This window comes from Arthrobacter sp. Y3221157 (assembly GCF_059089865.1).
The window spans coordinates 18,535-30,747 of record NZ_JBNHFD010000041.1 but is presented as its reverse complement, the minus strand read 5'-3'; the positions used below and the strand labels follow the sequence as shown (position 1 = coordinate 30,747).

The following is a 12,213-nucleotide window of genomic DNA, read 5'->3' as shown; positions in this document are numbered from 1 at the left end:
GAGCTCTCCGGCGGGCAGGCGCAGCGGGTTGCCGTGGCACGCGCTCTCGCCGCCGAACCCGCCCTCCTCCTGCTGGACGAACCGCTGGCCGCGCTGGACATCCACTCCGCCCCGATGCTGCGCCGCATGCTGAAACGGGTCCTTGCCGGCCGGCAGGCCATCATCGTCACGCACGATGTCCTGGACGCGCTGATGCTCGCGGACCGGGTGGCCATCCTGGAAGGCGGCCGCATCGTGGAGGAAGGCCCCACGCGGCAGGTGCTCGAACGGCCCAGGAGCTCCTTCGCGGCCGGCCTGGCCGGGCTGAACTTCGTGCCGGGCACGCTGACGGGCAATGGGGTCAGGACCAGCCAGGGCCGGGAGGTTTACGGGCACCTGGAGGACGCCGGCCAGGTGCGGGGGACCGGCCGGCCCGGCGTGGCTGTGTTTCCGCCGTCGGCCGTGTCGGTGTTCGTGACCGACGCGCACGGCAGCCCCCGCAACTACTTTGCCGTCGCCATCACTGACCTGGAGCCCCATGGCGACCAGGTCAGGGTCCGGGCCGGTGGAATGGCGGCGGACATCACGCCCGCTGCCTCGGCGGACCTGGGGCTGGTTCCCGGCATGACGGTGCACTTCGTGGTCAAGGCAGCCGAGGTGTCCGTCTACGAGGCCTGAGTATTTGTCCAGATATGGCGACTTCCAAAGGCTGAAAGCAGCCGTATCTGGACAAAAACTCTCTAGAGTGGGGAGCCAGGCCGGGCTACATGCCCGGCAGGTCCAGGGACTCGTACACCTGGATGCTGGCCCCCGGCATCATGAGGTGCGGGTGGCCGTCCAGCAGGGCTTCGGCTCCGGCGAGGTCCTCGGCCTGCAGGATGCCGTAGCCCGCCACCCCGGTGGTGGCTTCAGAGGACCCTGTGGAAGTGATTTCCTTGCCGGTGCCGAGCGGATTGCCCATGTCCACGATGCCGTCGCCCGCGCGCCCGGCCCACTCCATCCAGGCCTTCATGCCTTCCTGTGCAGCTTCGGGCGTGCTCTCGGCCATCTGGGCCTGGGCCGACTGCGGGGCGATATAGAGAACAACAAACTTCTTCATGTCCTGTCCCGTCTCGAGTGCGCCGGCGGAACCGTCCTCCCCGGTCACACGCCCGATCCTAGGGGCACCATGCTTCCCAAGGGAACAGCGGAACCGAATTGCGCTGCGGGAAAACTGATGGCCGCAACAGGAAATAAACTGTCCCAAAGCAAAGTTGAGCGTAGTACACTCAACCTGAAAACTGCCCCTGAAAGGAGCTCTCTTTGGACGTCAAATTCACTACCAAGAGCCAGGAGGCTCTTTCGGCTGCGGCCATGAACGCCTCCACGGCAGGCAACCCGCAGGTGGAGCCCGCGCATCTGCTCAAGGCGCTGATGGACCAGCGCGAAGGTGTTGCCGTTGCGTTGCTGCGCGCCACCGGTGCTGACCCGGACGCGGTCAGCGTCCAGGCCAGTAGCGCCATCAAGGCGCTGCCCGCCACCTCCGGCGGTTCCAGCCAGCAGGCGCAGCTCTCCCGCCCTGCCCTGCAGGCCATCCAGAACGCCAAGGAGGAAGCCGACCGGCTGGGCGACACGTTCGTCTCCACCGAGGTCCTCCTCCTGGGCCTTGCGGGCGGAAACGACGCAGCAGCCCGGGTGCTGCGCGACGCCGGTGCCTCCCGTGAGGCGCTGCTCGCCGCCCTGCCGGGTGTCCGCGGCGACCGCAAGGTGGACAGCCCGGACCCGGAGAACACTTTCCAGGCACTTGAGAAGTACGGCGCGGACCTCACGGCCATGGCCCGTGCCGGCAAGCTGGACCCGGTGATTGGCCGCGACTCCGAAATCCGGCGCGTGGTCCAGGTCCTGAGCCGCCGGACCAAGAACAACCCTGTGCTGATCGGTGAACCCGGGGTGGGCAAGACCGCCGTCGTGGAAGGGCTGGCGCAGCGGATGGTGGCGGGCGACGTCCCGGAAAGCCTGCGCGGCAAGACGCTGATCTCGCTGGACCTTGGCTCCATGGTTGCCGGTGCGAAGTACCGCGGCGAATTCGAAGAGCGGCTGAAGGCGGTCCTCGAGGAGATCAAGGGCTCCGAGGGCCAGATCGTCACCTTCATCGATGAGATCCACACCGTTGTCGGTGCCGGTGCCACCGGTGATTCCTCCATGGACGCGGGCAACATGCTCAAGCCCATGCTGGCCCGCGGTGAGCTGCGGCTGATCGGTGCCACCACCCTGGATGAGTACCGCGAAAACATCGAGAAGGATGCCGCACTCGAGCGCCGGTTCCAGCAGGTCTATGTTGGCGAGCCCAGCGTGGAAGACACCATCGGTATCCTCCGCGGCCTGAAGGAGCGCTACGAGGCGCACCACAAGGTCTCCATCGCGGACTCCGCCCTGGTGGCCGCAGCCACGCTGTCCAACCGCTACATCTCGGGACGCCAACTGCCGGACAAGGCCATTGACCTGGTGGACGAGGCCGCGTCCCGGCTGCGCATGGAAATTGACTCCGCCCCGGAGGAGATCGACCAGCTCCGGCGCCAGGTTGACCGGCTCACCATGGAGGAGCTCGCCCTGGAAGGCGAAACCGATGTTGCCTCCGTAGAACGCCTTGCGGCGCTCCGTGCGGACAAGGCGGACAAGGAAGAGGAGCTCGCCGCCCTGAACGCCCGCTGGGAAGCGGAAAAGGCAGGACTTAACCGGGTGGGTGACCTTAAAGCGAAGCTGGACGAACTCCGCAGTGCGGCTGACAAGGCCTACCGCGAAGGTGACCTGGAGACGACGTCGCGCATTCAGTACGGCGAAATCCCAGCCTTGGAGCGCGAGCTGAACGCCGCCGCGGAAGCCGAAGCTGCCGTCGCGGACAAGTCCGGACAGATGGTGGCCGAGGAAGTGACGGCCGAGGACATCGCCGAGGTGATTTCCGCCTGGACCGGCATCCCGGCGGGCCGCATGCTGCAGGGCGAAAGCCAGAAGCTGCTGCACATGGAGGAGGAGCTGGGCAGGCGGCTGATCGGCCAGGCCAAGGCCGTTGCAGCGGTGTCCGACGCCGTCCGGCGTGCCCGGGCCGGCATCAGCGACCCCAACCGGCCCACCGGCTCGTTCCTCTTCCTCGGTCCCACCGGCGTGGGCAAGACTGAACTGGCCAAGGCCCTGGCTGACTTCCTGTTCGACGACGAACGCGCCATGGTGCGCATCGACATGTCCGAGTACGGCGAGAAGCACTCCGTGGCACGGCTTGTGGGTGCGCCTCCGGGCTACGTGGGCTACGAGGAAGGCGGCCAGCTGACCGAGGCAGTGCGCCGCCGGCCGTACTCGGTGGTGCTGCTGGACGAGGTGGAGAAGGCCCACCCCGAAGTCTTCGACATCCTCCTGCAGGTGCTCGACGACGGCCGGCTCACCGATGGGCAGGGCCGTACCGTGGACTTCCGCAACGTCATTTTGGTGCTGACGTCCAACCTGGGGAGCCAGTTCCTGGTGGACCAGTCCCTGGCTGCCGAAGCCAAGCGGAACGCCGTCATGGCCACGGTCAATGCGTCCTTCAAGCCGGAGTTCCTGAACCGGCTGGATGAGGTGGTGCTGTTCGACGCGCTCAGTGTGGAGGAACTCTCGCGGATCGTGGACCTGCACGTTGCCGAACTGGGGCGCCGCCTGCACGAACGCAGGCTGAGCCTGGACGTCACCGACGCCGCCAAGGAGTGGCTCGCTATTTCCGGTTTCGACCCCGCCTACGGCGCCCGTCCGCTCCGCCGGCTGGTGCAGCGCGAGATCGGCGACCGGCTGGCCAAGGCCATCCTGGCCGGCGACATCAGCGACGGCGACACGGTGCTGGTGGATACCGCGGCCGACGCCGTAGAACCCTCCAGCGATGACGTCGACACGCTGACCGGTGCCCTGACTTCGGGCCTGTCCGTGCGGCGGAAGGGCTAACGGCTCCCACAGGCCCGGCTAAGCCGGGCCTGGCATAGGCAGGCGTGCTGCCGTGGCGGTGTTTCCGCTAGGGCAGCACGCTTGCGTTAATGACGTTGCCGCCGGGAGCGGTCACGTAGCAGTCCACCCTCCGGTCCCCGGAATCCCAGCTGGTGTTGCTCGGGAAGCTGCGCTGGAAGTTGAGCTGGTATTCATTGGCTGCAGGACCCAGCTTCGCTGCCTGGCATGCTTCCAGCGCCTTGGCCTTAAGTGTTTCGGCGCCGGGATAGTCCTCGGAATCCGGGTAGCGGAAGACAGCCACCAGCTGGGCGGAATGGGCGGCATCGCAGGGCACCACCTTGGAAGCCAGGGCTTCGGGGTCGAAGTCGGCAAAGCAATCGCCCAGCGCATACTCGCCGGGCTGGACGCCCTCACGCGGCAGGGGCAGCGGAGTTGCCCGCGGTGTGACGCTTGTCTCGAGGACGCCGGAATTGCCTCCGGCCTCTTCCGGGCCTGCACCGGAGTTCAGCCACATGGCGAGCCATACCAGGCCGCCGACCACCGCCAGGAGCACGACGGCGAACAGCACCTTCCACAGCGTCCGCTGCCTTGCCGGCGACATCTTGGGAGACGGTTGCGGTTCGGGCTCGGGCAGGGGCTGGGACCAAGCGACGGATGCCGGCGGCGGGGCGGACGCCGGGTTGGAGGGGGGTGCAGTGCTCTGGGCGGGAACCTTGGGGAGCCCGGCTGTGGGTGGCGAGGCGGGCTTCGGCGGGACGTCCTGGTTGTTCACGTGGGTGCATCCTCCTGCGGTCTGTCCGGGGTGGGCAGCCGGTCAGCCATCCAGTTTTCGGCAGTTGTTTAAGCGACTCTACCGAAGAAAAAAGCTGGAAACTCGCGGGCCGGGCGGGGGAATGGGAGCGCGGCGCGCGGTAGGGGGCCCTGGCTGGCAAGCAGGGGCCGCCGAAAGCATGTAATCTAGGTGTACGACAAATTGACCAAACATTCCGGGGCCTCACCATCGCCAAAGGTGACCACCTCCGGTCCAAGTACAAAAGGGGGTCACGCCATGGGGCGCGGCCGTCAAAAGGCAAAAGCTACTAAGCAGGCTCGGGATATCAAGTACTACTCCCCGAACACTGACTACTCGGCACTTCAGCGTGAGCTGACGGGCCCAAGCAGTCGTGCCACGAGCCATTACGCGAATGAACCGGTTGAGCCGGACTATTCGGCGTATGTGGATAAGTACGCGGATGATTTGGAAGAAGACGACGACGAGGTAGACACCCGTCGCATCGGCTAGTTGTCGCAAGCTGCCAGGACTTCAAGAGGGCAGCCCTGTGACGCCGCAGCACTAACGGAAACAGCACCTTATCCTGCCGTGCCGACCGGCGAAGCGCTTCTTTTTCGGAACCCGTATCCCGGCGGATACAGGTCCCGACATCACTTCGGAAGCCCGTTGCCTACACTCCTTGAGTGTGGGCAGCGGGCTTTTGCTGGCTCTCTCCGTAACCTTCGGGCTGCTGAATTTGCTATGGAAACGAGCGCCCCGCCCACCTTTCGGTGGCCGGGGCATACTCTGCTACTTCAAATACCAGTGAACAGCTGTGGGGCTAGTTGTCACTGATCGTGACGTCGTTCTTCTGGCCCTTCTGGTCGCAAACCACACGTTCCTGGCCACTTGCATCGACCTGGGTGGCGAGTACCACAACTGGGCCGACCTTTACGCCACAGATCTGGGCCGCGACGTTAGCCGCGACGGCGATGTTGACGTCGTTGAGGATCTCAACGTTTCCCACATTCACATTGACCAAGCCATCCTGGTCGACAATCTGCGGTTGGGCCTGGGCCGGGGCACCTATGGCGCCTACAAGGAAAAGTGATCCTGCTGCTGCTGCTGTGATTTTGCGCATTATGGACATTTTGTTGCTCCCTGATTATGACCGCTCTCCCCAAGTCATTACGATCTGCTGAATCGCGCCCAAGGCGTGTCAACATCGTGCAGAAGACGGTCGCTTTTGTACTTTCTTAGTATTCGCCAGTGGCGATAGGAAGCAGCCGGAAGTTCGGCATGCCGGCGCTTATCCGCCCGATCAAGGGCCAGCCTTGCTGGCCTAGAGAAGAACCCCCATACCGACTCCGGTACTGCAGTTCCATAGCTATCAGCCTAACGCTAAGCATACTTACATTCAAGAGACGGGAGTGGGCTGTCTCACTTTCGGGCCACGGACGCCTGCGCTTGGCACCAAGGGAACCCCGTGTAGCGTTGACGCCATGCCCACAGTTGACCGGTACCAGGACGGCGAACCGTGCTGGGCCGACCTCCAGACACCTGATGTTGCAGCAGCCAAAGATTTCTACAGCCGGGTATTCGGCTGGACGTACAGGGACTTTCCCACCCCGGATGGCCGCAGCTACTCGCGAGCGTTCGTGGGTGCGGACCTCGTCTCCGTCATTGCTCCGCAGAATCCCCGGCAGCAGGCCACCGGCGATCCCGCCCGGTGGAACCTGTACTTCGCAGCCTCGGATGCCGCCTCCCTGTTGCAGAATGCGGTGCACGCCGGCGGGGCGGTGGGGTTCGGACCCGAGGACGTGGGCGATTCCGGCGTCCTCGCCTTCCTGGCGCCGCCGGGCGGTGGAACCATGGGCATCTGGCAGGCCGGGAACCACCGCGGGAGCAGCCTGTCCAACGAGCCCGGTGCCCTGGCCTGGGCTGAACTGTCAACGCCCGAGCCGCAGGCCGCCGTCGGCTTCTTTCAGGAACTTTTCGGGCATGAGGTCACCGAGTACCCGCAGGACGACGGCGCGAGCTACAGCGCCCTGATGGCCGGGGGCAGGGAAGTGGCTGGCGTCCTCCCTGCCGGGCAAGGAGCGGCGGCCGAATGGCACATCTACTTTGCAGTGGCGGACCTTCGGGCGGCCGTCGATGCTGCGCTGGATGCAGGCGGCCAGGTCCTGGTGGAGCCGGCGGATGATCCCGTCGACGGGCCGGCCACCATCCGCGATCCGCAGGGCGGTGTCCTGAGCCTGGTCCAGGTTTCCGGTTAAACAAAGAGGGCTTGCCACCGCAGTGGGAAGCCCTCTCTGGATGTCAGGCGTAGGCGTTGACCAGGCGGACCGCGCCGCCGTCCACGCCCTTGGCGCCCTGGACGTAGTCCGGGCCGGACTTGAGGATGGAGTCCGAATCCTCGGTCACCGTGCCCATGATCCAGGATGGCAGGCCCCGTCCGTTCAGGCGGGCGACGGCGGCGTCCGCTGCCTCCGGCGACACGATGGCAACCATGCCGACGCCTAGGTTGAGCGTGCGCTCCAGGTCTGCCAGCGGGACGTTGCCCAGTTCGGACACCAGCTTGAAGATGGGGGGCAGTTCCCAGGTGGCGCGGTCCACCGTGGCCACCAGGCCCTGCGGCAGGACGCGGGCGAGGTTGGCGGCCAGTCCACCGCCGGTGACGTGGCTGAAGCCGTGCACGGCCTCCGCGCCCGTGACCGGGAAGGCGCGGGTAAGGTCCAGGCAGTCGGCGGCATAGACCCGGGTGGGTTCCAGGAGTTCTTCACCCAGGGTGCGGCCCAGTTCGGAGACCTGGCGGTCCAGCGCCCAGCCGGCGTGGTTGATCACGCGGCGGACCAGGGAGTAGCCGTTCGAGTGCAGGCCGGAGGAGGCCATGCCGATCACAACGTCGCCTGCGCGGACGCGGTCCGGGCCCAGCAGGGCATCGGCTTCCACCACGCCGGTGGCGGCGCCGGCGACGTCGTACTCGTGCTCGCCCAGCAGGCCGGGGTGCTCGGCGGTTTCGCCGCCCACCAGGGCGGTGCCGGCCACGGAGCACGCGGCCGCGATGCCGCGGACGATGCCGGCGATGCGCTCCGGCACCACCTTGCCGCAGGCAATGTAGTCAGTCATGTAAAGCGGCTCGGCGCCCACCACCACGATGTCGTCCACCACCATGCCCACCAGGTCGAAACCGATGGTGTCGTGGATGTCCATGGCCTGGGCGATGGCTACCTTGGTGCCCACGCCGTCGGTGGAGGTTGCCAGCAGCGGCTTTCTGTAGGTCAGCAGCCGGGACACGTCGTAGAGGCCGGCGAAACCGCCCACCCCGCCGATCACCGAGGAGTTGTGGGTCGCCTTGACGGCATCCTTCATGAGTTCGACGGCGAGGTCCCCGGCTTCGACGTCGACGCCAGCGGAGGCGTAGGTGATGCCTGCCTTCTCAGAGGCGGAGCCGGCGGCGGTGTTGGCGGAAGTCATCAGGACTCTTTCTTGTCGGCGCCTGCGGCGGCGTGTACATCTGGCACGAGGTCGGCGTCGGTCAGCAGGTTTTCAAACTCGGAGTCGGGCCCCGGATCGCAGCCGGTGGCACCGGACTTCTCGGCGGGATCTTCCTTGGAGTCCACGGCAAGTGCTGCGCTTTCGCCGGGAAGGGCCGACGGCGACGGCGTCAGGCCGCCAAGGTCCGTGCGCTCGAGCAGGTTCTTGCCGAGCTTGTCCGCGTCCGGAAGCTTGATGGGGTACTGGCCCGTGAAGCACGCTGTGCAGAGGCGCTCCCGGGGTTGGCGGGTGGCGCCGATCATGCCGTCCTCGGAAATGTAGGCCAGCGAGTCGGCTCCGATGGCCTGGGAGATCTCCTCGATGGTGGCGCCGTTGGCGATGAGTTCCGCGCGGGAAGCGAAGTCGATGCCGTAGAAGCAGGGCCACTGGACGGGTGGGGACGAAATCTTGACGTGCACTTCCGCGGCACCGGCTTCCCGGAGCATCCGCACGATGGCCCGCTGGGTGTTGCCGCGGACGATCGAGTCGTCAACCACCACCACGCGCTTGCCGCGGATGACGGATTCGAGGGCGTTGAGCTTGAGCCGGATGCCGAGCTGGCGCAGGGTCTGCGAGGGCTGGATGAAGGTACGGCCCACATAGGAGTTCTTGACGAAGCCATGGGCGAACGGGATGCCTGATTCCTCGGCATAGCCCACGGCCGCGGGGGTGCCGGATTCCGGGACGGGGATGACGATGTCAGCCGCATGCGTGTTTTCGCGGGCCAACTGGCGGCCCATCTCCACCCGGGACTCGTACACGGACCGGCCGGCAATGGCGGCGTCCGGACGCGCAAGGTAGACGTACTCGAAAACGCAGCCGGCCGGCGTCGGCTCGGCAAATCGCTTGGAGCGCACGCCCTGTTCGTCGATGGCGATGAATTCGCCGGGCTCGATCTCGCGGATGTAGCTGGCGCCCACGGTGGCGAGGGCGGACTGCTCGGAAGCCACAACCCAGCCGCGCTCCAGCCGGCCAAGGACCAGGGGGCGGATGCCGAAGGTGTCCCGCGCGGCATAGAGCGTGCCTTCATCCATGAAGACGAAGCAGAAGCCGCCCTTGATCTTGGGGAGGAGGTCCGTGGCGGTTTCCTCCAACGTCCTGCCGGGCTCGCCCTCCAGCAGGGCGGTCACCAGGGCGGTATCCGAAGTGTTGCCCTGCTTCATCTCGCCGGTGAGCTGGCCGCCGTTGCGCTCCTGGATCATGGCGTTCAGCTCGGCGGTGTTGGTCAGGTTGCCGTTGTGCGCCAACGCCACAGTGCCGGTGCTGGTGGCGCCCAGGGTGGGCTGGGCGTTGGCCCAGTGGCTTGCGCCAGTGGTGGAGTAGCGGCAGTGCCCCACCGCAAGGTGGCCGGTCAGGGTGTTCAGCGTGGTCTCGTCAAAGACCTGGGAGACGAGGCCCATGTCCTTGTAGACGTTGATCCGCTTGCCGTCGCTGGTTGCAATGCCAGCCGACTCCTGGCCACGGTGCTGCAGTGCGTACAGTCCGTAATAGGTAAGTTTTGCTACTTCTTCACCTGGTGCCCAGACCCCGAAGACGCCACAAGCGTCCTGCGGGCCTTTTTCGCCAGGGAGAAGATCATGGGAAAGTTTTCCATCGCCGCGTGCCACTGGTCGATTATCTCACGATATGAGGTATGACTTTTCCGGCGCTCCCTTTATGACTGGGGATCGGTGTCCGGCTCGGAGTCGGGGACCGATTCCACCACAGCCCGCTGCTGGCGCTTGACGCTCCGGCGGTCAAGGACCAGAGCCACCACCGCGCCCAGGATGGCTCCGCCCCCTGCGAACATCACCATGAAGAATCCGAAGACCGCGCCGGAATCGAAGCTTGCGCTGCCCGGGAGCCCGTAGGCCACCACTGCCGCGGCCGCAATGCCCACCAGTGCGCCCAGGATGAGGAAGGGCACATATTTGGGCGCCCTCCGCACTGTAACCTGGCGCCGTTCCGCGGGGGGTTCTTTCGAAGACATGCCATCCAGCCTACTGCGGCGCCGCCTGACGCGCCCAGCACTGATATATCTATTGACAGCGGCTGTGGCCACTGTCATATTTTCCTGTAGCGCTATGTGCGATTAGTTGCGTAATGCGCAATTGACCGTGCGGCTGGCGAACCGGGAGGACGGCTTCTGCGGGCACATTTGCGTCAGCTAGATTGGCACATGGTGCCGACTCACCGGATCCGGCCGGATCCAGGAAAGGAACACGAGAACAATGGTCCATAAAGTTCAAGCTGTCATTGCCCGGGAGAAGGACGCGCCGGTAACGCTGGAGACCATCTTGGTGCCGGATCCGGGGCAGGGGGAGGCGCTGGTGGACATCCTGACTTGCGGTGTCTGCCACACGGACCTGCATTACAAGCAGGGCGGCATCGGCGATGAGTTCCCGTACCTGCTGGGCCATGAGGCCACGGGTGTGGTCAGCGCGGTGGGCCCCGATGTGACTTCTGTGGCCCCGGGTGACCGGGTGATCCTGAACTGGCGCGCGGTCTGCGGCCAGTGCCGGGCGTGTGCCAAGGGCCAGCCGCAGTACTGTTTCAACACGCACAACGCCACCCAGAAGATGACGCTGGAGGACGGCACCGAACTTTCCCCCGCGCTGGGCATCGGTGCGTTCGCGGAGAAGACCCTGGTGGCTGCCGGGCAGTGCACCAAGGTGGACCCGGAAGCCGACGCCGCGGCGGTGGGCCTGCTGGGCTGCGGTGTGATGGCCGGCATTGGTGCCGCCATCAACACCGGTGAGGTCAAGCGCGGCGAGTCCGTGGCCGTGATTGGCTGCGGCGGGGTGGGTATCGCCGCGATCGCCGGCGCCAGGCTCGCTGGCGCGACGACGATCATCGCCGTGGACATCGACGACAACAAGATCGAAATGGCCAAGTCCCTGGGCGCGACGCATGGCGTGAACTCCAAGCAGGAGGATGCGGTGGAGGCTATCCGTGCCCTGACGGGTGGTAACGGGGCGGACGTGGTGATTGACGCCGTCGGCCGTCCGGAAACCTACAGGCAGGCGTTCTATGCCCGCGATCTTGCCGGCCGTGTGGTGTTGGTGGGTGTCCCGACGCCGGAGATGACGCTGGAGCTGCCGCTGCTGGACGTGTTCGGCCGGGGCGGTTCGCTGAAGTCCTCCTGGTACGGGGACTGCCTGCCCTCCCGGGACTTCCCGATGCTCGTCTCGCATTACAAGCAGGGCAACCTGGACCTGGACGCCTTCGTGACCGAACGCATCACGATCGACCAGGTGGAGGAAGCCTTCCAGAAGATGCACGAAGGCAAGGTCCTGCGTTCGGTGGTGGAGCTGTAATGGCGGTCCGGATCGAGAACCTGGTCACCTCGGGCACGTTTTCGCTCGACGGCGGCACCTGGGACGTGGACAACAACGTCTGGATCGTGGGCAACGACGAGGAGTGCGTGATCATTGACTCCCCGCACGACGCCGCGGCGATCATCAACCAGGTCAAGGGCCGCAAGGTCCTGGCCATCCTGCAGACCCATGCGCACAACGACCACATCGGCGCCGCCCGGGACGTGGCCGAGGCCGTGGGCGCACCGATCTACCTGAACCCCGAGGACCTGGTGCTCTGGGAGCAGGTCTACCCGGACTCCAAGCCGGACCGGGAACTGGCGGACGGTGACGTGTTCGAAGTCGGCGGGGCCAGCCTGCGCGCGATCCACACGCCGGGCCACTCGCCGGGGTCCACCTGCTTCTACCTGGAAAGCGAAGGAACGGTCTTCACCGGGGACACGCTCTTCAACGGCGGCCCCGGCGCCACCGGCCGGTCCTACAGCGACTACCCCACCATCCTCACCTCGATCCGCGAGAAGCTGCTGACGCTGCCGGCCGAAACCGTGGTCCGCACCGGCCACGGCGACAACACCACCATCGCGGCGGAACGGGAAAACCTGGCCAAGGTGGCCCAGTAGCCAGCACAGCAAGCAGTGCCAGCAAAGGCGCGCCCGGGACCGTGGCGCGCCTTTGCTGGCGTTCGGATTAAAAAGCACGGTGCAC

Annotated in this window: 12 protein-coding genes; 6 read left to right on the top strand and 6 right to left on the bottom strand. The window is 66.0% G+C overall.

All coding sequences use genetic code 11. The features are described 5' to 3' along the window. On the top strand, positions 1 to 657 hold a 657-nt coding region (locus AC5RTT_RS12035; RefSeq protein WP_494145380.1), incomplete at its 5' end, for a TOBE domain-containing protein. 85 nt (positions 658 to 742) lie between these two features. On the opposite strand, the gene AC5RTT_RS12030 is transcribed toward AC5RTT_RS12035, so the two are convergent. Next, positions 743 to 1,126, bottom strand: coding sequence for a hypothetical protein (locus tag AC5RTT_RS12030; RefSeq protein WP_494145379.1), 384 nt, complete (start codon positions 1,124 to 1,126; stop codon positions 743 to 745). Positions 1,127 to 1,281: 155 nt separating this feature from the next. Here AC5RTT_RS12030 and clpB point away from each other — a divergent pair, with 155 nt between their 5' ends. Continuing rightward, complete coding sequence (gene clpB, locus AC5RTT_RS12025) at positions 1,282 to 3,924, top strand: ATP-dependent chaperone ClpB (RefSeq protein WP_494145378.1); 2,643 nt, start codon at positions 1,282 to 1,284, stop codon at positions 3,922 to 3,924. Positions 3,925 to 3,991: 67 nt separating this feature from the next. On the opposite strand, the gene AC5RTT_RS12020 is transcribed toward clpB, so the two are convergent. Continuing rightward, entirely contained in the window at positions 3,992 to 4,696 is a 705-nt protein-coding gene (locus tag AC5RTT_RS12020) for a septum formation family protein (protein ID WP_494145377.1), read from the bottom strand. 276 nt (positions 4,697 to 4,972) lie between these two features. On the opposite strand from AC5RTT_RS12020, the gene AC5RTT_RS12015 reads away from it, so the two are divergent. After that, complete coding sequence (locus AC5RTT_RS12015) at positions 4,973 to 5,206, top strand: DUF3073 domain-containing protein (protein WP_009359485.1); 234 nt, start codon at positions 4,973 to 4,975, stop codon at positions 5,204 to 5,206. Between the two features lie 310 nt (positions 5,207 to 5,516). On the opposite strand, the gene AC5RTT_RS12010 is transcribed toward AC5RTT_RS12015, so the two are convergent. Beyond that, entirely contained in the window at positions 5,517 to 5,816 is a 300-nt protein-coding gene (locus tag AC5RTT_RS12010; RefSeq protein WP_494145376.1) for a hypothetical protein, read from the bottom strand. Between the two features lie 361 nt (positions 5,817 to 6,177). Here AC5RTT_RS12010 and AC5RTT_RS12005 point away from each other — a divergent pair, with 361 nt between their 5' ends. Then, positions 6,178 to 6,951, top strand: a complete 774-nt coding sequence (locus AC5RTT_RS12005; protein ID WP_494145375.1) for a VOC family protein — start codon at positions 6,178 to 6,180, stop codon at positions 6,949 to 6,951. 43 nt (positions 6,952 to 6,994) lie between these two features. Here AC5RTT_RS12005 and purM read toward each other — a convergent pair whose 3' ends face one another. Genes purM through AC5RTT_RS11990 form a run of 3 tightly spaced genes read right to left on the bottom strand, consistent with a single transcriptional unit; the run spans position 6,995 to position 10,181 of the window. Further along, positions 6,995 to 8,152 (bottom strand): phosphoribosylformylglycinamidine cyclo-ligase, encoded by a 1,158-nt coding sequence (purM, locus tag AC5RTT_RS12000; RefSeq protein WP_494145374.1) that lies wholly within the window; start codon positions 8,150 to 8,152, stop codon positions 6,995 to 6,997. After that, positions 8,152 to 9,819 (bottom strand): amidophosphoribosyltransferase, encoded by a 1,668-nt coding sequence (purF, locus tag AC5RTT_RS11995; protein ID WP_494145373.1) that lies wholly within the window; start codon positions 9,817 to 9,819, stop codon positions 8,152 to 8,154. The genes purM and purF overlap by 1 nt, the downstream gene beginning before the upstream one ends. A gap of 47 nt (positions 9,820 to 9,866) precedes the next feature. Further along, positions 9,867 to 10,181, bottom strand: coding sequence for a hypothetical protein (locus AC5RTT_RS11990; protein ID WP_494145372.1), 315 nt, complete (start codon positions 10,179 to 10,181; stop codon positions 9,867 to 9,869). Positions 10,182 to 10,422: 241 nt separating this feature from the next. Here AC5RTT_RS11990 and AC5RTT_RS11985 point away from each other — a divergent pair, with 241 nt between their 5' ends. Continuing rightward, positions 10,423 to 11,508 carry an S-(hydroxymethyl)mycothiol dehydrogenase gene (locus tag AC5RTT_RS11985; protein WP_494145371.1) on the top strand — a complete coding sequence of 362 codons (1,086 nt, stop codon included), beginning with the start codon at positions 10,423 to 10,425 and terminating at the stop codon, positions 11,506 to 11,508. Next, the gene (locus AC5RTT_RS11980; protein ID WP_494145370.1) at positions 11,508 to 12,128 is read left to right on the top strand and encodes an MBL fold metallo-hydrolase; all 621 of its coding nucleotides are present in this window, start codon (positions 11,508 to 11,510) and stop codon (positions 12,126 to 12,128) included. Before AC5RTT_RS11985 ends, AC5RTT_RS11980 begins: the two co-directional genes overlap by 1 nt. The last annotated feature ends 85 nt before the right edge of the window (positions 12,129 to 12,213 follow it).